General features: G+C 68.1%; 16 protein-coding genes. 11 read left to right on the forward strand and 5 right to left on the reverse strand.

What is annotated here, in order from left to right:
* The first annotated feature begins 94 nt into the window (after positions 1-94).
* The 4 genes from metF (at position 95) to VK682_RS20060 (ending at position 4585) form a co-directional block, all read left to right on the forward strand.
* A complete protein-coding gene (metF, locus tag VK682_RS20045) occupies positions 95-961 on the forward strand; it encodes a methylenetetrahydrofolate reductase [NAD(P)H] (protein ID WP_230797439.1) in 867 nt (288 codons plus the stop codon).
* Positions 962-1060: 99 nt separating this feature from the next.
* A complete protein-coding gene (locus tag VK682_RS20050) occupies positions 1061-1834 on the forward strand; it encodes an HAD-IIB family hydrolase (protein WP_324782452.1) in 774 nt (257 codons plus the stop codon).
* Between the two features lie 3 nt (positions 1835-1837).
* Positions 1838-3058 carry a glycosyltransferase family protein gene (locus VK682_RS20055; RefSeq protein ID WP_230797441.1) on the forward strand — a complete coding sequence of 407 codons (1221 nt, stop codon included), beginning with the start codon at positions 1838-1840 and terminating at the stop codon, positions 3056-3058.
* A 141-nt stretch (positions 3059-3199) separates the two neighbouring features.
* Positions 3200-4585, forward strand: a complete 1386-nt coding sequence (locus VK682_RS20060; protein WP_230797442.1) for a GntP family permease — start codon at positions 3200-3202, stop codon at positions 4583-4585.
* Positions 4586-4591: 6 nt separating this feature from the next.
* On the opposite strand, the gene VK682_RS20065 is transcribed toward VK682_RS20060, so the two are convergent.
* Entirely contained in the window at positions 4592-6322 is a 1731-nt protein-coding gene (locus tag VK682_RS20065) for a sugar phosphorylase (RefSeq protein WP_230797496.1), read from the reverse strand.
* Positions 6323-6570: 248 nt separating this feature from the next.
* On the opposite strand from VK682_RS20065, the gene purU reads away from it, so the two are divergent.
* On the forward strand, positions 6571-7455 hold the full coding sequence (gene purU / locus VK682_RS20070; protein WP_089844307.1) for a formyltetrahydrofolate deformylase: 885 nt from the start codon (positions 6571-6573) through the stop codon (positions 7453-7455).
* Between the two features lie 179 nt (positions 7456-7634).
* Here the strand turns inward: purU and VK682_RS20075 are convergent, their stop codons facing one another.
* From VK682_RS20075 to VK682_RS20090, 4 genes are all read right to left on the reverse strand, one after another.
* Entirely contained in the window at positions 7635-9335 is a 1701-nt protein-coding gene (locus tag VK682_RS20075; protein ID WP_324782453.1) for a hydantoinase B/oxoprolinase family protein, read from the reverse strand.
* A gap of 93 nt (positions 9336-9428) precedes the next feature.
* Positions 9429-11525 carry a hydantoinase/oxoprolinase family protein gene (locus VK682_RS20080; RefSeq protein ID WP_230797444.1) on the reverse strand — a complete coding sequence of 699 codons (2097 nt, stop codon included), beginning with the start codon at positions 11523-11525 and terminating at the stop codon, positions 9429-9431.
* Entirely contained in the window at positions 11522-14245 is a 2724-nt protein-coding gene (locus VK682_RS20085; RefSeq protein ID WP_230797445.1) for a molybdopterin-dependent oxidoreductase, read from the reverse strand. Before VK682_RS20085 ends, VK682_RS20080 begins: the two co-directional genes overlap by 4 nt.
* Positions 14235-15071, reverse strand: coding sequence for an FAD binding domain-containing protein (locus tag VK682_RS20090; protein WP_230797446.1), 837 nt, complete (start codon positions 15069-15071; stop codon positions 14235-14237). The genes VK682_RS20085 and VK682_RS20090 overlap by 11 nt, the downstream gene beginning before the upstream one ends.
* Positions 15072-15274: 203 nt before the next feature.
* On the opposite strand from VK682_RS20090, the gene VK682_RS20095 reads away from it, so the two are divergent.
* The 6 genes from VK682_RS20095 to VK682_RS20120 all read left to right on the forward strand — a co-directional run bounded on the left by VK682_RS20095 (position 15275) and on the right by VK682_RS20120 (position 20832).
* Positions 15275-16102, forward strand: a complete 828-nt coding sequence (locus tag VK682_RS20095; RefSeq protein ID WP_380715336.1) for a ferredoxin--NADP reductase — start codon at positions 15275-15277, stop codon at positions 16100-16102.
* A 182-nt stretch (positions 16103-16284) separates the two neighbouring features.
* Positions 16285-17718, forward strand: a complete 1434-nt coding sequence (locus VK682_RS20100; RefSeq protein WP_230797498.1) for a 6-hydroxynicotinate reductase — start codon at positions 16285-16287, stop codon at positions 17716-17718.
* Complete coding sequence (locus VK682_RS20105; RefSeq protein ID WP_230797447.1) at positions 17685-18581, forward strand: UPF0280 family protein; 897 nt, start codon at positions 17685-17687, stop codon at positions 18579-18581. The genes VK682_RS20100 and VK682_RS20105 overlap by 34 nt, the downstream gene beginning before the upstream one ends.
* Positions 18574-19158, forward strand: coding sequence for an amino acid synthesis family protein (locus VK682_RS20110; RefSeq protein WP_089844320.1), 585 nt, complete (start codon positions 18574-18576; stop codon positions 19156-19158). The genes VK682_RS20105 and VK682_RS20110 overlap by 8 nt, the downstream gene beginning before the upstream one ends.
* On the forward strand, positions 19155-19730 hold the full coding sequence (locus VK682_RS20115) for an amino acid synthesis family protein (RefSeq protein ID WP_230797448.1): 576 nt from the start codon (positions 19155-19157) through the stop codon (positions 19728-19730). The genes VK682_RS20110 and VK682_RS20115 overlap by 4 nt, the downstream gene beginning before the upstream one ends.
* 31 nt (positions 19731-19761) lie before the next feature.
* Positions 19762-20832, forward strand: a complete 1071-nt coding sequence (locus VK682_RS20120; protein ID WP_230797449.1) for an aromatic ring-hydroxylating dioxygenase subunit alpha — start codon at positions 19762-19764, stop codon at positions 20830-20832.
* Positions 20833-20848: the final 16 nt, after the last annotated feature.

Below are 20848 nucleotides of genomic sequence, written 5' to 3' on the forward strand. Positions count from 1 at the left end.
CTAGCGTCCGCTTCATGTTGTTGATGAGATTTATGAGTTTGTCTCACAAAGCCTGCTGTGTCACAAGGCGCGAAATCTGAACTGGAGCCCGGTCATGACCCGCCCCGAGATCTCTTTCGAATTCTTCCCGCCCCGCAATGTCGAGGCCACCTTCCGGCTGTGGGACACCGTACAGGCGCTGGCCCCGCTGAAGCCGCGCTTCGTGTCGGTCACCTATGGCGCGGGCGGCACCACGCGCGAACTGACCCGCGATGTGGTGGCGGCGCTGCACAAACGCTCCGGCCTGCGGGTTGCGGCGCATCTGACCTGCGTCGACGCCACGCGCGAGGAAACGCTGGGCATCGCCCGGCAGTTTCAGGAGGCGGGCGTGCAGGACATCGTCGCATTGCGGGGCGATCCGCCCAAGGGCTCGTCGGGCTTCACCGCCCATCCTGACGGCTTCGCCTCCTCGCTCGATCTGATCGCGGCGCTGCGCGAGGCTGGCGATTTCACCATCCGCGTCGGCGCCTATCCCGACAAGCATCCCGAAGCGGCGGATGCGCAGGCGGATGTGGCATGGCTCAAGCGCAAATTCGAGGCGGGCGCCTCCGAGGCGCTGACGCAGTTCTTCTTTGAACCGGACAGCTTTTTCCGCTTCCGCGATGCCTGTGCTGCCGCCGGAATCGACAAGCCCGTGGTGCCCGGCATCCTGCCGATCGAGAACTGGAAAGGCGCGCGCCGCTTTGCCGAAGCCACCGGCACCAAGATCCCCGGCTGGGTGATCGACCTCTTCGAGTCGCCGCAGGCCGAGGGGCGGCAGGACCAGATCGCCACCGAGCTCTGCACCCGGCTCTGTCAGGATCTGATGGCGGGGGGCGTCGACAAGCTGCATTTCTACACGCTGAACCGCCCCGAACTGACCCGCGATGTCTGCGCGGCGCTGGGGGTCACCCCGGAAACTGCCTTGGAAAACGTCGCCTGACGGCTGATCCCCGCCGGGGCGTGGCTTATCCGCGCCCCCGGCATTTCCTTTCCGCCGCGCCACATTAGTCTTTCTGCAGGGCAGAAAGACGGAGCAGGCATGCGGCTGGTGGTGTTTACCGATCTTGACGGCACGCTGCTGGATCATGGCAGCTATCGCTATGATGCCGCAGCCCCCGCGCTGGCAGCCCTGCGCCGTCACAACATCCCGCTGATCCTCGCCTCGTCCAAGACCGCCGCCGAGATCGCGCCGCTGCATGCCGCGCTTGGTCTGGGCCACTGGCCCGCGCTGGTGGAAAACGGCGCGCAGCGCATGGTGCCGGGGCAGCCCCCGGCCTGCGACGACTATCCCCGCCTGCGCGCCGCGCTGGACGCCCTGCCCCGCGAGGTGCGCGCGGGGTTCCGCGGCTTTGGCGACATGGACGCCGCCGAGGTGGCGGCGCTGACCGGTCTTCCCCCCGAGGATGCCGCCCGCGCCCGTGACCGCCGGTTCAGCGAACCGGGCCTGTGGTCCGGGACCGAGTCGCAGCTTGCCCGGTTTCTGCAGGTGCTGGCGGCCCAAGGCCTGCAGGCGCGACAGGGCGGGCGGTTCCTGACCCTGTCCCATGGCGGCACGAAGGCGGATCAGATGGCGGCGATCATGTCCGATCTGGGGGCAGAGCAGTCCTTGGCGCTTGGCGACGCGCCCAATGATGCGGAAATGCTGCAGACCGCCACGCGCGGCGTCATCCTGCCCAATCCCCATGGCCGCCCCGTCCCGCCCCTGCCGGGCGAGGTCACGGGCCATATCACGCGCAGCGCCCTGCCCGGCCCCGAAGGCTGGAACGCGGCGGTGCTGGCGCATCTTTCCGATCTTGGTTTTCCGGAGACCTGACCCATGGCGGACTTCCAGCAGAACGGCAATATCGCGCAGTTCCACAACCTGCGGGCGCGCCCGCTTGAGGAACTGGTCTACGAACTTGAGACCTTTGCTCAAAGCCGCAAGATTTCGCTGGTGCTGCCCAGCCTCTATTCGGAACTGGAGGGCGAGGCGCTGCCCGGCATCCTGTCGGAACTGGCGCAGGTCAGCTATCTGCACCGCATCATCATCGGGCTCGACCGCGCCGACGAGGCGCAGTATCGCCACGCGCGCGATTTCTTCTCGGTGCTGCCGCAGCAGACCACGGTGATCTGGAACGACAGCCCCCGGATGCTCAACATCATGGCGCGGCTGGATGCGCTGGGGCTCGCCCCGCAGGAGCCGGGCAAGGGCCGCAATGTCTGGGGCTGCATGGGCTATCTGATTTCCTGCGCCGACAGCGCGGTGATGGCGATCCATGACTGCGACATCGTCACCTACCGGCGCGAGATGCTGCACCGGCTGGTCTATCCCGTGGCGCATCCCGGCTTTTCCTATCAGCTGTCCAAGGGCTATTACGCGCGGATCGGTCAGGGCAAGCTCAACGGGCGGGTGACGCGGCTTTTGGTCTCGCCGCTGCTGATCGCGCTCAAGCGCACCATCGGCGACCGCGATTACATCGATTACCTGCGCGCCTTCCGCTATCCGCTGTCGGGAGAGATGGCGCTGCGCACCGGGCTTCTGCCCGATCTGCGCATCCCCTCGGACTGGGGGCTGGAAATCGGCGTGCTGTCCGAGGCATGGCGCAACCTTGGCCCCCGGCAGGTCTGTCAGGTGGAGATTGCCGACAGCTACGATCACAAGCATCAGGATCTGTCGCCCGAGGATGCCTCTCAGGGGCTGTCGCGCATGTCGGTGGACATCTGCAAGGCGATCTTCCGCAAGCTCGCCGCCGATGGCACGGTGTTCACCCCGCATGTCTTCCGCACGCTGAAAGCCACCTATTACCGCTCCGCGCTGGATCTGCTGGAGGCCTACTGGGCCGATGCGCGCATGAACGGGCTGGCGATCGACCGCCATGCCGAGGAACGCAGCATCGAGATGTTCGGCGAAAACATCGTGCGCGCGGGCCAGCTGTTCATCGAAAATCCGCAGGAAACGCCGTTCATCCCCACATGGAACCGGGTGCATTCCGCCGACCCGACGCTGCTGGCGGATTTCCGCGCCGCCGTCGCGGCGGACGAGGCGGAGTTTGGCTGACCCGCAGGCCTTGCCGCCACGGCACCGCCGCCGGCGGCCGGGTTTTTGCCGACCCGTCATTGACTTGCGCTAGCTCTGCCGGAAGTAGAACCTTTGCGCCGCGCCACCCGGCCCGCGGCAGATCACGACAGGAGGAAACGCATGGGTCTTTTGGGGATTGTTCTATCGCTCGGGCTGCTGATGTATCTGGCCTATCGCGGCATCAACGTGCTGATCCTGGCACCGCTCCTGTCGCTGCTGGCGGTGCTGCTGTCGGGCGGGCTGCCGCTGCTGGCCACCTACACGCAGGTGTTCATGCAGTCGCTGGGCGGCTATGTCATCACCTATTTCCCGCTGTTCCTGCTGGGCGCGATCTTTGGCAAGGTCATGGCTGACAGCGGCGCCGCGCGCACCATCGCCGAAACCATCGTGGACTGGGTGGGCGGCAACCGCGCCATCCTTGCCGTGGTGCTGGCCTGTGGCGTGCTGACCTTTGGCGGCGTGTCGCTGTTCGTGGTGGCCTTTGCCATCTATCCCATCGCCAACGCGCTGTTCCGCCGCGCCGATGTGCCCAAGCGCCTGCTGCCCGCCGCCATCGCGCTGGGGTCGTTCACCTTCACCATGACCGCCTTTCCCGGCACGCCCGCGATCCAGAACGCCATCCCCATCCCGTTCTTCGGCACCAATGTCTTTGCCGCCCCGCTTCTGGGCACGCTGGCCGGGGTCATCATGCTGGCAGGCGGGGTGCTGTGGCTGAACCGGCGCGCCGCCGCCGCCGCCCGCGCCTCCGAAGGCTATGGCACGCATGAAACCACCGCCGCCGACAGCTCCCTGCCCGAAGATGCCAACCTGCCCGGCTTTGCCGTGGCCATAGCCCCGGTGGTGACGGTGATCGCGCTCAACGCCATCTTCACCTATCTGGTCTTCCCGCAGATGGAGGCGGGCTATCTGGCAGAACCCGAATATGGCGCCACCAGCCTCGACAAGGTGGCGGGGATCTGGGCCATCATCGTGTCGCTGACCCTGTCCATCGCGCTGGCCATCGGGCTGAACTGGAGCCGCTTCGCCAGCCTCAAGGACAGCGTGAACAACGGCACCATGGGCTCGCTGCTGCCGATCTTCAACACCGCCTCCGAGGTGGGATATGGCGCCGTCATCGCCTCGCTTCCGGCCTTCGCGCTGATCCGCGACGCGGTGCTGGGGCTCTTTCCCGACAATCCCGTGGCCTCGCTGGCCGTGGCGGTCAACGTGCTGGCGGGCATCACCGGCTCCGCCTCGGGCGGCATGTCCATCGCGCTGGCAGCCCTTGGCGAACAGTTCGCCGCCATGGGGGCCGAACAGGGCGTCAGCATGGGGCTGATGCACCGGGTCACCGCGCTGGCCTCTGGCGGGTTCGACGCGCTGCCGCATAACGGCGCCGTGGTCACGCTGCTGGCCATCACCGGGCTGACCCACAAGAAAAGCTATGGCGACATCTTCGTGGTGGCGGTGGCGATCCCGGTCGTGGCCCTGATCACCGTGATCCTGCTGGGCTCGCTGGGGCTCTGACGCCGCTCAGCGGTTGGAAATCCAGCGGCACTGATAGGGCGCAAGGCGGACCCCGCCCTGCGCCACCACCTCCCCGCCCAGCAGGTCGCGCCACGGCTCGTCGGCGATCAGGTTCAGCGCGTCATGGGGGATCTCCACCTCCTCGTCGCTGACATTGTGCAGGGCAAAGATCGACTGGTCCCGGTCCAGCGACTGCCGCCACAGCCCGAACACCCGCTCGTCAAGCCGCAGCGTGAACTGCGTGGCATTGGGGTGAAAGGCGGGCTGACGCGCGCGCAGCCTCAGCCGCTCCGACAGCTGCGCCAGAACCTGCGCCTGCACCGTGCCGGGATCGTCCAGCGCCGCGGTCAGGTGGGGATAGTGCCAGCGGTGCCGGTTGATCGCCCGGTTCATGCCGCGCCGCGCCACCGCATCAAGGTCATTGGGCGTGCCCAGCATGGAATGGATGTAAAAGGCCGGGATCCCCTCCAGCGACATGACGATGGTCTGCGAGGCCAGAAACCGCGCCAGATGGTGCTGATCCTCTCCCTTGAAGCTGCGGGACATGGCGGCAAAAAACGAACAGTTCAGCTCGTAAGGCGCCTCGCCGCCGCCGGGCAGCGTGCGCATCGACACCAGCCCGCCAATGTCGCGGATGGTGTCGATGACGCGCCCGATCTCGGCAGGCGGCAGCAGCCCCTCGGCGGGGCGCATGCCGATGCCGTCATGGCTGGCGGTGAAGTTCAGATAGGCGCATCCCAGCGGCGCGGGCGGCATGCCGCGCTGCCAGCCGTTCAGACAGGCGGCGCTGCCCGACAGCATCGCATGCAGCACCAAAGGCGGCAGCGGGAAGTTGTAGACCATATGCGCCTCGTTGCGGTGGCCGAAATAGCTCAGGTTCTCGGCCTTGGGCACGTTGGTCTCGGTCAGCAGGATCACGGTTTCGCTGGCATGATCCACCAGCAGGCGCAGCAGGCGGATGAGGGCATGGGTCTGCGGCAGGTGGATGCAGGAGGTGCCGGGTTCCTTCCACAGAAAGGCCACCGCATCCAGCCGGATGATCCGCACGCCCCGGTCCACATGCAGCCGGATGATGCGCAGGATCTCCAGCAGCACCTCGGGATTGGCGAAATCCAGATCCACCTGATCATGGCTGAAGGTGCACCAGACATGGCGGCGGCCCATGGCGGTGTCGACCTCGCGCAGCAGCGGCGTGGTGCGCGGGCGGACCACCTGCGTCAGGTCATCTTCGGGTGCCGCTTCGACGAAGAAGCGGTCATAGGGCGCCTGCCCCTGCCGGTAGGCGGTGAACCACACCCCCTGCGACGAGACATGGTTCAGCACCAGATCCGACATCAGGTGAAAGTCGCGGCCAATGCGGCGGATGTCGGACCAGTCGCCCAGCTGCGGATTCACCTTGCGGTAATCGGTCACCGCAAAGCCGTCATCCGAGGTATAGGGAAAGAACGGCAGCACATGCACCCCGTTCACCACCCCGCGCAGCCGCGCCGTCAGGAAATGCCGCAGCAGGTCCAGCGGCTTGTGCCGCCCGTCGATCAGGCTGTCGCCATAGGTGATCAGCACCGCATCGCGCTGCGACCACAGCGTGTTGCCCGGACGGCGCGGGCGGCGGCGGCGGCCCCGCCCCTCGGGCCAGAACGCCTCGATCACCTGACTGGCCAGAATATCGGCATCAAGCTGCGGATAGACGAAGCGCAGAAGATCGGCGAGGCGGGTGCTGAACGAGGGATCGGTCATGACGGGGGGCGGCATCTCCGGCGGCTCCGGGCAGATGGGCACCAGCATGGCGCCCCGTCCGGCAGGGCACAAGAAGAAACTGCCCGCCCCTGCCCCGGCCCGCGTGTCGCACGCGGCAGTGAACAGGTCGCGGGCAGGCGCCACGCCGCCGCGCAGCTGGGGCATCACACCGGGCAGAGGCCTTGACGCGCCCGCCATAAGCGGCCAGCCAGAGGCGCCATCCCTTTTTCCGCAAAGGACAGACCCGCATGAGCTCGTTTGCGCTGACCGTCAAATGCCCCTCCACCCGCGGCATCGTCGCCGCCATCGCCGGCTTTCTGGCAGAGCATGGCTGCAACATCACCGACAGCGCCCAGTTCGACGATCTGGAGACCGGCAATTTCTTCATGCGCGTCAGCTTCCAGTCCGAAACCGGCGCGACGCTGGAGGTGATGGAGCCCGCCTTCGCCGAGGTCGCCACCCGCTTTGCCATGCAGGCGCAGTTCCATGACGAGAAGGCCAAGATGAAGGTGGTCATCATGGTGTCGCGCTTCGGCCACTGCCTGAACGACCTGCTCTACCGCTGGCGGATCGGCGCGCTGCCCATCGACATCGTGGCGGTGATCTCCAACCACATGGATTACCAGAAGGTGGTGGTGAATCACGACATCCCCTTCCACATGATCCGCGTCACCAAGGAGAACAAGCCGCAGGCCGAGGCGCAGATCATGGCCGTGGTCGAGGAAACCGGCGCCGACCTGATCGTGCTGGCGCGCTACATGCAGATCCTCAGCGACGAGATGTGCCAGAAGATGTCGGGCCGGATCATCAACATCCACCACAGCTTCCTGCCCAGCTTCAAGGGCGCCAACCCCTACAAGCAGGCCTTCGAGCGCGGCGTGAAACTGATCGGCGCCACCTCGCATTACGTCACCGCCGATCTCGACGAAGGCCCGATCATCGAACAGGACACCATCCGCGTCACCCATGCGCAGAGCCCGGACGATTACGTCAGCCTTGGCCGCGACGTGGAGGCACAGGTGCTGGCCCGCGCCATCCATGCCCATATCCACCGCCGCGTCTTTCTCAACGGCAACAAGACGGTGGTCTTCCCCGCCTCCCCCGGCAGCTACGCCTCCGAACGCATGGGCTGAACCGCCGCGCGCAGACCGCAGGCCGTGCCAGCGTCGCGGTCCGGCTTGCCTCCGGCGGGGATATTTGACCCAAGAAGAAGGACGAAGGTCGCGCGCCTGCCGCTTCTTCTTGGCAAAAATATCCCGGGGGGTGAGGCGCGGCACGCGCCGAGGGGGGCAGCGCCCCCCTCCTGCCCCGCTCAGGCGTCCTGCGGCGACGGGGCGGGGCGGAAGAGCCGCTCCGCCGCTTCGGCGCTGTAGCGCCCCAGCCGCACGTCCTCGACCACCAGCGCCGGGTCGCGCAGCGCAGGATCGCCATAGCCGCCGCCGCCGGGGGTGCGCACCCGCACCCGGTCCCCGGCCACCAGCGGGATGTCCTGCGCCTTGGACAGATGCTCGGGCGTGGTGGTGACGCCGCCACGGGTCACGCGCACCTCGTTCACCGCGCCGTCACCGCCCCCCAGCGCGCCCTGCGGGCCGGTGCGGCCGTGATCCATGACAAAACTGGCGCGGGCATTTCCCTTCAGCAGCTCCACCTCGTAATCGAGCCCGAAGCCGCCGCGATGCTGCCCCGCGCCCCCCGAGCCTTCGCGCAGCGCGTAGCGGTGATAGAGCACGGGAAACTGCTGTTCCATGATCTCCACCGGCGGCGCCTTGGAGATGCCGATGGTCGAGCAGCCGTTGGAGATGCCGTCGCCCCCGGCATAGCCGCCATAGCCGCCGCCCGAGATCTGGTACATGACGAAGCTGCGGCCCTCCTCGGGCACCTCGCCCCCCAGCGCAAAATTGCCCGAGGATCCGGCGGGGGACGCGGTGACGCGCTGCGGCAGCGGGCCGACAAGCGCGGCGAACACCGCCTCGGCGATGCGCTGGCTGACCTCGGCGGCGCAGCCGGAGACCGGGCGGGGATATTGCGCATCCAGAAACGTGCCCTCGGAGCGCTGGATCTCCAGCGGCTCGAAGGCGCCGGCGCTGATCGGCACATCGGGAAAGATGTGGCGCATGGCGAGATAGACCGAGCTGAGCGTGGTGGCGAGCACCGAATTCATCGGCCCCGCGCAGGGCGCCGAGGAGCCGCTGAAATCGAAGCTCAGGCGGTCGCCGCTGGCGGTGATGGCGAGCCGGATCTCCAGCGGCTCGTTCACCACGCCGTCGCTGTCGATATAGGCCACCGAGCGGTAGGTGCCGGGGGCGATTTCCGCGATGCGGGCGCGCATCTGCTGGGCGGCGCGGCTGCGCAGTTCGGCGATGGCCTCCTGCACCAGCGCATCGCCATAGCGGTCGAGCAGCCGGGTCAGCCGCGCCTCTCCGACATAAAGCGCTGCCGCCTGCGCCTTCACATCACCGATGCGCTGTTCGGCGACGCGGATGTTGGAGCAGATGATCGCGTAGATCTCGGGATCCATCACGCCTTTCTTGAAAAGCCGCACCGGCGGCAGGCGCAGGCCCTCCTGTTCCACCGAGGTGGCGGAGGCGGAAAAGCCCCCCGGCACCGCGCCGCCGGTATCGGGCCAGTGGCCGGTATTGCTGAGCCAGCAGAAGATCCTGCCATTGCGCCAGACCGGCATGGCAAAGCGCACGTCCATCAGATGGGTGCCGCCCAGATAGGGATCGTTGACGATGTAGATGTCACCCGGTTCAGGGGCGGTCACCGTGCCTGCCGCGATCATCTCGATGATCTTGCCGGTGGAATACTGCATCACCCCGACAAAGACCGGCAGGCCCTGCGAGCCCTGCGCGATCAGGCTGCCATCCTCGGCGGAATAGATGCCGTCGGAGCGGTCATTGGCCTCGGCGATCACCGGCGAGAAGGCGGCGCGGGAAAAGGTGAGATCCATCTCGTCGCAGACCTGCTGCAGGCCGGACTGGATCACGGTGAGGGTGATGGGATCAAGCGTCATGGCGACCTCCGAAGGCGGGGCGGGCGGCGGTGGCGGCGCGGGTCCGCCTCCGGCGGGAGTTTGTCGGGCAAGATGAAGGGCGGGCGCGGGTCATCACAGCGCCCTGACCGTGACGATCAGGTTGCCATCGGCATCCTGCGTGGCGGTATCGCCCGGCGACAGCACCAGCGTGCAGTCCATCTGTTCGACGATGGCGGGGCCCGCAAGCGTGGCGCTGGCGGGCAGATGGTCGCGCCAGTAGACCGGCGTGTCGTGCCAGTCGTCGAAGAACACCGCGCGGCTGCCGGTCCGCGCCTCGGCCAGCGTGGGCCTGCGGCCTGCCGCGTCGATCAGCGCCGAGAGATCGACCTCGGGGCGGCGCCCGATGACGGAGGTGTTGACATTGACCAGTGCGGGCCGGATTTCCGGCAGCGCCACCTGAAAGCGCCGGAAATAGGCCTGTTCGAAAAGCTCGGCCAGATCCTCGCGCGTGGGGGCGGGGCCGGGCAGCGCCACGCGCAGCAGATGGGTCTGGCCGATGAACTGCATGTCGACGGAATGGGTCACGCGCAGATCGGCGATCTTCACCCGTTCGCGGGCGATGGCGGCGCGGCCTTCCTCGATCTGGCGGGCGAACTGCGCGTGGACCTCCGCCATGTCGCAGGCGGCGAGCGGGCGGTTGACGGTGGTCACGTAGTCATGGCGCAGATCGGCCACGATACATCCCAGCGCATTGGTGATGCCGGGGCGCGCGGGCACCAGCACCCGGGGCACGCCCAGTTCGCGGGCGATGTCGCAGGCATGCAGCGGCCCCGCCCCGCCAAAGGCAAAAAGCGCAAAATCGCGCGGATCCTCGCCCAGCGAGATCGACACCATGCGCACGGCATCGGCCATCTTGGCGGTGGCGATGCGCAGCACTGCCGAGGCCGCCCCGGTTGCCGAAAGGCCCAAAGGCGCGCCCAGCTTTTGTGCGAAGGCCGCCTCGATATCGGCCAGCGTCACATCGCCCTGAATGGTGTTGAGCCGGGCGGGGTTCATCCGCCCCAGCAGCATGTTTGCATCCGAGATGGTGGGTTCGGTGCCGCCCTTGCCGTAGCAGATCGGCCCCGGCACCGATCCGGCGCTGTCGGGGCCCACCTGCAGCAACCCCGAGGCGTCGATCCGCGCCAGCGATCCGCCGCCCGCACCCACGGTGCGCACGTCGACCATGGGCACATGGATCGGCATGGCATATTCGATCTCGATTTCGTGGCTGACGGCGGGATCGGCGCCGCGGATCATCGCCACATCTGTGGAGGTGCCGCCCATGTCATAGGTCAGAAGATCGGGAATGCCCGCCCGCCTGCCGGTATAGGCGGCGGCCATCACCCCCGAGGCGGGGCCGGACATCACGGTCTTCGCCGCCTCTTCGGCGACGATGCGCGCGGAGACCATGCCGCCATTGCCGGTCATCACCAGCAGGTCGCGGGTATAACCGCGCTCGGCCAGCCGGTCGGCCAGCCGTTCCACATAGCGGCGCAGCAGCGGCTGCACGCTGGCATTGACCGCCGCCGTCACGCCGCGTTCGTATTCGCGGCTTTCCGACAGCAGCGCATGGCCCAGCGTGATGTTGCCATTGGGCCATTCCTCGCGCGCGATTTCGGCGGCGCGCAGTTCATGGGCGGGGTTGGCATAGGCGTGCAGGAAATGGATCACCAGCGATTCACAATCCTGCGCCACCAGCGCGCGCAGCGCCTGCCGCAGCGCATCCTCGTCCAGAGCCGTGTGCACGGCGCCGCTGGCCAGCATGCGTTCGGGCACCTCCAGCCGCAGGTCGCGCGGGATCAGCGGACGGAACTGGCCCTTCATGCCATAGGCCTGCGGGCGGGTGCGGCGGCCCAGCTCCAGCACGTCGCGGAAGCCCATGGTGGTGATCAGCCCGGTGCGGCACAGGCGCCGTTCCAGCACCGCATTGGTGGTGGTGGTGGTGCCATGCACGATCAGATCCAGCGCCGCGGCATCGACCTCGGCGGCATCGAGCGCGTCAAGCACGCCGCGCGACTGGTTGTCGAGCGTGGTGGGCACCTTGGCCAGCCGCACCCGCGCCTGCGTGGCGTCATAGAACACAAGATCGGTGAAGGTGCCGCCCACGTCGATCCCGGCGATCTGGCCGGAGATCTGGCCCGGGCTGTGCTCTGCGCTGTGATCGGCGGTCTGGTCGAGATCTTTCATGCTGGGGTCTTGCCTGCGGTCAAAAGCGCCGCGCGCACCCGGTCGGGGGTGGCGGGCAGGTGGTGGATGCGCACGCCGGTGGCATGGGCGATGGCGTTGAGGATGGCGGGGGCGGTGGGGATGAGGCAGTGCTCGCCCAGACCCTTGGCGCCATAGGGGCCATGGGCATCGCCGGATTCGATCAGGATCGACCGGACGGGCGGCACGTCGCCCATGGTGGGAATGAGGTAATCGTGCAGGTTCTCGGTGCGGCCGGGCAGGAATTCCTCCATCAGCGCCAGCCCCAGACCCTGCGCCACGCCGCCTTCGATCTGGCCTTCGGCGGAAAGCGGGTTGATGGCGCGGCCCACGTCATGCGCGGCGGTGATGTGGCGCAGCCGGACCGTGCCCAGATCCAGATCCACCTCCAGCTCTGCCATCTGCGCGGCGGTGCCGAACACGGCATAGGGCGCGCCCTGCCCGCGCGCATCCAGAGGCGTGGTGGGCGGATCGTAGGTTTCGCTCGCCTCCAGCGCATAGGGGCCCGCGCCCGGCTCCAGCGCGATGCGGCGGGTGGCACCGCCTTCGGACAGTTCCAGCGCGCCGGGGGTGACATGGATCACCGCCGCGTCGGAGACATTGCCCAGCCGCAGGATCTGTGCGCGCAGCGCCGCCCCGCAGAGCCGCGCAGCATTGCCGGTGACAAAGGTCTGGCGGCTGGCCGAGGTCTTGCCCGCATCCGGGGTCAGGTCGGTATCGGCGCCGATGCGGGTGATGGCAGAGACCGGCACGCCCAGCGCCTCGGCGAAGATCTGCAGGATCACGGTGTTGGAGCCTTGGCCAATATCCACCGCGCCCTGATGCAAGCAGATCTCGCCCGCCGCAGTGATCCCCGCCCGGATGGTGGAGGGGTTCGACATGGAGGTGTTGCCGCAGCCATACCAGCCCGAGGCGATGCCGATGCCGCGTTTGACCCGCGTGCTGGTGGCGTTGAAGGCCTCCGCCTCGGCCAGCGCGCGGTCCCAGTGCGGGGCCAGCGCATCAAGGCAGGCGTCGATGCCCATGCCGGTGTCAAAGACCTGCCCGGTCACGGTGGGATCGCCGTTGCGCAGGCAGTTCAGGCGGCGGAAGGCCAGCCGGTCCATGCCCACCCGTTCGGCCAGCAGGTCGTAAAGCTGCTCCTGCGCCACCGCCGATTGCGGCACGCCGAAGCCCCGGAAGGCGCCAGAGGGCGCGGTATGGGTGTGGATCGCAGCGCTGTCCGCCTGATAGCTGGGGGTCAGATAGGGGCCGGAGGCATGGATCGGCACGCGGTTGGCCACGGTCGGCCCCCAGCTGGCATAGGCGCCGGTGTTGAACGTACCCTCGAACCGCGCGGCGGTGATGCGGCCCGTCGCGTCGCAGCCGATCTGCATGTAGGTTTCCGACGGGTGGCGTTTGGTCGAGGTGGCGATGCTTTCGACGCGGCTATAGGCCATGCGCACCGGGCGCCCCAGCCGCCATGCCGCCAGCGCCACGAAGGGCTGCGCGGTCAGGTCAAGCTTCGATCCGAACCCGCCCCCTACCGCCGTGGGCAGGATGCGCACCGCCTCTGGCGCAAGGCCAAGGATGCCCGCCAGCCCGTCGCGGTTCATGTAAGGCGCCTGCGTGCAGCAGCTGACCTCGATCCGGTCGCCGATGCGGCGGGCGGAGGCCGCTTCGGGTTCGATATAGCCGTGTTCGATGAAGCCGGTGGAAAAATGCCCCTCCACCACATGGGCGGAGGCGGCAAGTGCTGCCACGGCATCCCCGCGCGAGACATGGCCCCGGCACATCACGTTGCCCTCGCGCCCGGGGTGCAGATCCGCGACCGCCCCCGCCTCTGACGGGATCAGGGCGGCGGGCAGTTCGGTGTAGCTGACCGGAAAGGGCGGCAGATTGGCGACGATCTCGGCCCGGCCCACCACGGCGGCGACCGCCTCCAGCCGGAAGCGCGTCTCGGTCTCGGCCAGAACCGGCTGATCCTCGAAGCCGGGGATCACGCCAAAGGCGTTGCGCCCGGGAATGTCGGCGGCGGTCAGGATCAGGTCGAGCCCGGTCTTGCGCCGATACGCCTCCAGATCGCCGAAGGTGAAGGCGGCGCGGTGATGCGGCGCCCGGATCGCCTTGACCACCAGCGCATCGCCGGGGGCCACGTCATCGCCAAACCGTTCGGTACCCGCCACCTTGGGCCAGCCATCCAGCCGCGCGATGGAGGCCCCCACCCCGCCCTCGGTCAGCAGCGGCGCGTCGGAGGCATCAAGAACGGCGGCGATGATCTTGCGATAGCCGGTGCAGCGGCAGAGCACGCCGCCCAGCGCATCCGCGACAGCGCCTTCATCCAAGGGCGCGCGCTCGCGCAGCAGCGCCACGGCGGAAACCATCATGCCCGGCGTGCAGATGCCGCATTGCGCCGCCTGATGCCGCTGGAAGGCCTGCGCCAGCCGCCGCGCATCGGCATCCCGCGCCACCAGCCCCGCCTGTGTCTCGATCACCCGGCCCTGCGCTTGCCCTGCGGCGGTGATGCAGGCACAGACCGGCACGCCGTCCAGCAGCACGGTGCAGGCGCCGCAATCCCCGGCATTGCAGCCCACCTTCACGTCCCGCGCGCCCGCCTGATCGCGCAGCACCTCGGACAGCCGGGCGGTGGCGGCGGCGGGCACGGTCACCTCCGCCCCGTTGAGCGTAAAGCCGATATGGCCAAGCGGCGCGTCAAGCGACATGGGACACCTCCAGCGTCTTGTGCAGCGTATCATGGATCAGCGGGCGCACCGCATCGCGGCGATAGTCGGCGCTGGCGCGCACGTCGTCGATGGGCGCAAGCTCCGGCAGCGGGGCCGCCACCACCACCGCGCGCAGATCGGCGGCGCGCTGGCCGACAAGCGCGGCCTCCAGCGCGCCGAGCCTTACCGCCACCGGCGAACAGGCCCCCACCGCCACGCGGGCGGCGGCAATGCGGCCCTGCTGCCAGTCGACCACCACCCCCACCATGGCGATGGAGATGACCAGATAGCGCCGCGCCCCCAGCTTGCCGAAGCCGCCGGTGCCAGACCGGTCGGGCACATGCAGCGCGGTCACGATCTCGCCTGCGCCCAGCGCGGTGCGGCGCGGCCCCAGCAGGAACTCCGCCAGCGGCAGGCGGCGGGGGCCTTCGGGGCCTGCCAGCGCCACCTCCGCCTCCAGCGCCAGCAGCGCGGGCACGCCATCGGCGGCGGGCGAGGCGTTGCACAGGTTGCCCGCCACGGTGCCGGCGGACTGGATCTGCACCGATCCCACCTCGCGCGCGGCGGCTTTCAGCCCCGCAAAAAGCGGCGGCAGCTCGGCGCGCAGGATCTGCCGCCATGTCACCGCCCCGCCGATCCGCCAGCCAGAGGCGTCGCGGCGGATGCCCTGCAGATCCGGCACCCCTGTCAGGTCGATCAGCGCCGGTGGCGGCGGCCCGTCGCGCAGCGCCGGATAAAGGTCGGTCCCTCCCGCCAGCAGACGGGCGCCGCCCTGCCCCAGCAGCGCAAGCGCATCCTCCAGCGATTCGGGGCGGTGAAGCGTCATGGCGGCCTCCTGTCGGGGAAATCGGGTGGCGAGACTTCATTCGTATGCAAACGATACAAGCACAGCCTAGGAAGATGCCCGAAAAGTTGTCAATTGCCTTGAGCGGCTGTCTGGTGATTTCGGGCCAGAAAGTGAATTTCGTTTGTATACGAATGAATTTTCCGCCAGCATCTGCTGCGAAATGATGCAAAGAGGAGCACCCTGTGACCGAGCTTGCCCCCACTCTTGTCTATCGTGGCGCCGATGCGGGATTCGCGGCACCTGCCAACTGTTTTGCGCTGACCGTGACCGAGGTGCAGCATTACACCGACCGCCTGTTCCGGTTCCGGGTGACCCGCCCCGCCAGCTTCCGCTTCCGGTCGGGGGAGTTCGTGATGATCGGCCTGCCCAATGCCGAACGCCCGGTATTCCGCGCCTATTCCGTGGCCTCGCCCGCATGGGATGAAGAGCTGGAATTCTATTCCATCAAGGTGCCGGATGGCCCGCTGACCGAGCATCTGCAGAAGGTGGCGGTGGGCGACACGGTGCTGATGCGCAAGAAGCCCACCGGCACGCTGGTGCTGGACGCGCTGCGCCCCGGCAAGCGGCTGTGGATGCTGTCCACCGGCACCGGCATCGCGCCCTTTGCCTCGCTGATCCGCGATCCGGAAACCTATGACCGCTTCGATCAGGTGATTCTGATGCAGGGCAGCCGGCTGGTCAGCGAACTGGCCTATGGCGCCGAAATCACCGCCGCCACGCTGGCGGATCCGCTGGTGGGCGAGGCGGCGACGGGTCGGCTGCGGCTTTATAATGCCACCACGCGCGAACCTTACCGGGTGACCGGGCGGATCACCGATCTGCTGACCTCGGGCGCCGTGCATCAGGCGCTGGATCTGCCCGCGATCACCCCCGAGGAAGACCGGGTGATGATCTGCGGATCGGTGCAGATGCTGCAGGACTGCCGCCAGATCTGCCTTGATCTGGGGCTGACCGAGGGGGCGAACAACAAGCCTGCCGAATTCGTGGTCGAAAAGGCCTTCGTCGACTGAACCGCCCCCCTCGGAGACGCAAACTTGTTGACAGACAATCGAGTCGCGTGCGTTCGTATACAAACGAATTACGCGAGCCTCGCAGAACCGGAGCCAGCGCCGTGACCGACACCATCGCCCCCCCCGCGCGCCGCAGCGCCGCCGACAAGCCGGAGAAGATCCGCTGCGATGCCTGTCCGGTCATGTGCTACATCGCCGAAGGCCGCGCGGGCGCCTGTGACCGCTATGCCAACGAAGGCGGCGCGCTTGTGCGGCTCGACCCGCTGACCATTCTGGAAAACCGCGAGGATGGCGCCGTGGTGCCCTTCCTTGACCGCGAATGGGATGGCGAGATCGTGTCGGGCGAGGATGCCTTTGTCACCGCCGTCGGATCGGGCACCACCTATCCCGATTACAAGCCCGCGCCCTTCATCGTCGCCTCCCGCGCGCGGGACGTGGACATGATCACCGTGGTGACCGAAGGCATCTTTTCCTATTGCGGCGCCAAGGTGAAGATCGACACCGACCGCCATCTGGGCGCCGAATGCGCCGCCGTCCGCGCCGAGGGCGAGGTGATCGGCCATGTCACCACCTCGGAATATGGCAGCCAGATGCTGAGCTTGGGCGGCGTGCATCACCTGACCGGCGGCTCCAAGAAAGAGGGCCGCGTCACCTGCGCCACGCTGCTGGCCCTGTGCAATGGCGCAACGGTCGATCTGACCATCGACGGCGGGGCGGACCTGCAGATCGCTGCCGGTCAGGCGCCGGTGGTCAATGGCGCGCGCGAGGAACGGATGCGCGTCGGCTGCGGCTCTGCCACGGTGGGCATGTTCGCCGCGCAGTGGAAGGGGCTGGTGGACGAGGTGGTGGTGGTCGATGACCACATCACCGGCGTGATGTCCGAACATCAGGCGGGCAAGGTCATCGGCTGGCCGCAGACCGGCATCCGCATCAAGGGCCGCCGGTCGACGCCGGGGCGGTATTTTCAGGTGGCCGAACCCGGCACCGGCTGGGGCGGCACCGATCTGATCGACCCTCTGGCCATCCTTGACACATGGAAGCCCGAGGCATGGCCCGGCCTGTCGCTGCTGATGGTGTCGACCACCGGCGAACATGCCGCCTATTATGAGCTGAATACCGATCTGGTGCCGGTGCAGCAGGAGATGCCCGCGCGGCTGCTGCCCTCGGTCCGGCGGATCGAGGAGAACTGCGAACCCTCGCTGGCCTCTGTGCTGTTCATGGCCGGGGCTGGCGGCTCACTGCGCTCCGGCGTCACCGAAAACCCGGTGAGCCTGACGCGGTCGGTGCAAAGCCGTCTGACCCGGGTGACCTGCGGCGGCGCGCCGGTGATGATGTGGCCCGGCGGCGGCATCACCTTCATGGCCGATGTGACGCAGATGCCAAAAAACGCCTTTGGCTATGTGCCCACGCCCGCGCTGGTGGCGCCCATCGAATTCACCATGTCGCGCGCCGATTATCAGGCGCTTGGCGGGCATATGGATTACGTCATGCCGCTGGAACAGGCGATGCAGGGCCTGACGGGTCGGCAGAACGACCACCGCCTGTCGGGCCGCCGGTCGGAAACCCGCAAGAAGGGCGCGCCATGGCCGGTGTCGCGCAGCGGGGAACTGGCCTGATGGGCTGGGCCGAAGCCCCCACGGCGCATCTGGCGCAGGACGGGCGGCTGCGGCTGATCCATGGCCCCATCGACCTGATCGTGACGGCAGAAGGCCCCGCCCCCGCCGTGGCACAGGCCCATGCCCGGGCCCGCGCCGCCTTTGCCCCGCTGCTGGCAGAGCTTGCCGCCGAACTGCCCCGGCTGCGCAGCCCCCATGGCCCCGCCCCGCAGGGCGCTGTCGCGCGGCGCATGGTGGCGGTGACGGCTCCCTTTGCGCCCATTTTCGTCACGCCCATGGCGGCGGTGGCGGGGGCGGTGGCGGATTTTGTGCTGGCCGCCCTGCTGCCCCCCGGCCACGGGCTGACCCGCGCCCATGTCAACAATGGCGGCGATATCGCGCTCTGGACCGGGACCACGCCGCTGCGGCTGATGGTCTGCGAGGATCCGCTCCGCCGCGCGCCCGGGGCCCGGGCCAGCATCGCGCCCGGCGATGGCGTGGGCGGTGTCGCCACCAGCGGCTGGCGCGGGCGGTCGCAGTCCCTCGGCATCGCCGATGCCGTGACCGTGCTGGCCCGCAGCGCGGCAGAGGCGGATGCCGCCGCCACGCTGATCGCCAATGCGGTGGATCTGCCCGGCCATCCCGCCATCACCCGGCAGCCCGCCGATCTGCTGAGCCCCGACAGCGATCTGGGATCCCGCGCCGTCACCACCGATGTGGGCGCGCTGACCGAAGCCGACATCGCGCAGGCGCTGGACCGGGGCGAGGCCCGCGCCGCAGAATTTACCCACCGCGGGCTGATCCGCGCCTGCTGCCTTGCGCTTGGCAGGCAAAGGCGCATCCTTGGCCCCTCACTGGAACGACTGGACTTGACCCATGCCTGAGCCGCAGATCCGCAAGACCGCGATGATCGTTGAAACCATCCACCACGAAGGCGGCCCCGCGCCCGACGTGCCGCAGCGCCGCGCGGCGGCCATGGCGGTCATCAAGAACCCCTTTGCGGGCCGCTATGTGGAAGACATCGCGCCCTTCATGAAGGATCTCGAACCGCTTGGCGCCCAGATGGCGCAGGATCTGGTGGCAGCGCTTGGCGGTGATGCCGCGCAGGTCGAAGGTTATGGCAAGGGCGCCATCGTCGGCGCTGCGGGCGAGATCGAGCATGGCGCGCTCTGGCATGTGCCCGGCGGCTACGCCATGCGCGACGCCATCGAGAAAAGCGCGGCCATCGTGCCCTCCACCAAGAAGGTGGGGCCGGTCGGTGCCCGGCTCGACGTGCCGGTGACGCATACCAACGCCTCTTACGTCCGGTCGCATTACGACGCGATGGAGGTGGGGATCCCCGACGCGCCGCGCGCCGATGAAATCGTGCTGGTGCTGGTGATGACCACCGGCGGGCGCATCCATGCCCGCATGGGCGGGCTCGCGGCGGCGGATGTGAAGGGCGAGGACGGGTTGCGGTGAAGCTGCGCAAGCTCATCACCTTTGTCGAGGAAACGCGGGCCGAGCGGGGGCGCGACCTGCCCCCCTCGCGCCGTGCGCTGGCGGCGGCGGTGATCGCCAATCCCCATGCCGGGCAGTATGCGCCCGACCTCGCGGCGCTGATCGACATGGGTGCTGCGCTGGGCGGGCTGCTGGGAGCGGAGGCGCTGACAGCCCTTGGCTGCGCACCCGAGGCGGTGCAGAGCTATGGCAAGGCCGCCCTTGTGGGCGAGGAGGGCGAGCTGGAACATGCCGCCGCCCTGCTGCATCCGCAGATGGGCGCGCCGCTGCGCGCCGTGCTGGGCGGGGGCACGGCGCTGGTCCCGTCCTCCAAGGCGATGGGCGGTCCGGGGGCGGTGATCGACGTGCCCTTGGGCCACAAGGACGCGGCCTATGTCCGCAGCCATTTCGACGGCATGCGCCTGACCATCCCCGATGCGCCCCGTGCGGGCGAGATCGTGGTGGCGGTGGCGCTGGCCCTGACCGGACGGCCCGACCCGCGCGTGGGCGGGCTGCGCCACGAAGACATCACCGGCGCGGACGGGTTGCGCTGATCACGACATCTCCAGCCAAGGGAGCAAGAGGATGACGGGTTTCGTAAAAAATGCGTGGTATGTGGCGGGCTGGTCCCGCGAGATCGACGCCGAGCTGCGCCGCGTCACGCTTCTGAACGAGCATGTGGTGATGTTCCGCAAATCCGATGGCAGTGTCGTGGCGCTGGAGGATCGCTGCCCCCACCGCCTGCTGCCGCTGTCCAAGGGCAAGCGCATCGGCGACACGGTGCAATGCGGCTATCACGGGCTGACCTTCGACTGTTCGGGAAAATGCGTGCGGGTGCCGGGCCAGACCAACCTGCCCGCCTCGGCCTATGTGCAGGCCTATCCCATCGTCGAAAAGCACGACATCGTCTGGATCTGGATGGGCGATCCCGCCAAGGCCGATCCCGAAACCGTCTTTGACATGCCGGAGTTTTCAGACCCCAACTGGGCCGCGCATCAGGGCGACGCGCTGCATCTGAAATCCAATTACCTCAACGTGGCGGAAAATCTGGTCGATCCCGCGCATGTCAGCTTCGTGCATCCGACCACGCTGGGCAGCTCCGCCTCGGAAAACGTGCCGGTGCATGTGCGCACCGAAGGCGAGGCCATCGTCGCATGGCGCTGGATCCGCGATGCCGAACCCGTGGGCTTCTTCAAGGCCTTCGGCGGGTTTTCGGGCAATGTCGACCGCTGGCATTACTATTACCTGTATACCCCCTGCACGGCGGTGATCGATTTCGGCTCCATCGACACCGAAAAGCACTGTGCCGAGGAAGACCGCGATCAGGGCGTGCGCATCTTTGCGCTGCATTTCATGACCCCCGTCACCGAAACCCATACGATCGACCGCTGGATGCACCTGCGCAACACCGCGCAGGACGATCCCGAAGCCGCCGACCGCATGGATGCGATGTTCCGCAAGGCCTTTGCCGAGGATCAGGAGATCCTCGAAGCCGTGCAGCAGGAAGAACTGCGCCCCGCGAAGCGGCGGCCCATCCGCATCGCCATCGACAAGGGGCCGCTTGTGTATCGCAAGCGGATCAACGACCTTCTGGAACTGGAACGCACCGAGGATCTGGCCTCAGACCCCTCGCCTGCCTTCGTCTATCACGACTGAACCGGCGCAAGACCGG

This window comes from Salipiger marinus, from assembly GCF_035481585.1.
In the GTDB taxonomy this organism is placed as follows: Bacteria; Pseudomonadota; Alphaproteobacteria; order Rhodobacterales; family Rhodobacteraceae; genus Salipiger; species Salipiger marinus.

Excerpts from the sequence above, each read along its gene's own strand:
- metF (WP_230797439.1), top strand. The coding sequence starts at position 95 with ATGACCCGCCCCGAGATCTCTTTCGAATTCTTCCCGCCCCGCAATGTC.
- VK682_RS20050 (WP_324782452.1), top strand. The coding sequence starts at position 1,061 with ATGCGGCTGGTGGTGTTTACCGATCTTGACGGCACGCTGCTGGATCAT.
- VK682_RS20055 (WP_230797441.1), top strand. The coding sequence starts at position 1,838 with ATGGCGGACTTCCAGCAGAACGGCAATATCGCGCAGTTCCACAACCTG.
- VK682_RS20060 (WP_230797442.1), top strand. The coding sequence starts at position 3,200 with ATGGGTCTTTTGGGGATTGTTCTATCGCTCGGGCTGCTGATGTATCTG.
- VK682_RS20065 (WP_230797496.1), bottom strand. The coding sequence starts at position 6,322 with ATGACCGATCCCTCGTTCAGCACCCGCCTCGCCGATCTTCTGCGCTTC.
- purU (WP_089844307.1), top strand. The coding sequence starts at position 6,571 with ATGAGCTCGTTTGCGCTGACCGTCAAATGCCCCTCCACCCGCGGCATC.
- VK682_RS20075 (WP_324782453.1), bottom strand. The coding sequence starts at position 9,335 with ATGACGCTTGATCCCATCACCCTCACCGTGATCCAGTCCGGCCTGCAG.
- VK682_RS20080 (WP_230797444.1), bottom strand. The coding sequence starts at position 11,525 with ATGAAAGATCTCGACCAGACCGCCGATCACAGCGCAGAGCACAGCCCG.
- VK682_RS20085 (WP_230797445.1), bottom strand. The coding sequence starts at position 14,245 with ATGTCGCTTGACGCGCCGCTTGGCCATATCGGCTTTACGCTCAACGGG.
- VK682_RS20090 (WP_230797446.1), bottom strand. The coding sequence starts at position 15,071 with ATGACGCTTCACCGCCCCGAATCGCTGGAGGATGCGCTTGCGCTGCTG.
- VK682_RS20100 (WP_230797498.1), top strand. The coding sequence starts at position 16,285 with ATGTGCTACATCGCCGAAGGCCGCGCGGGCGCCTGTGACCGCTATGCC.
- VK682_RS20105 (WP_230797447.1), top strand. The coding sequence starts at position 17,685 with ATGGCCGGTGTCGCGCAGCGGGGAACTGGCCTGATGGGCTGGGCCGAA.
- VK682_RS20110 (WP_089844320.1), top strand. The coding sequence starts at position 18,574 with ATGCCTGAGCCGCAGATCCGCAAGACCGCGATGATCGTTGAAACCATC.
- VK682_RS20120 (WP_230797449.1), top strand. The coding sequence starts at position 19,762 with ATGACGGGTTTCGTAAAAAATGCGTGGTATGTGGCGGGCTGGTCCCGC.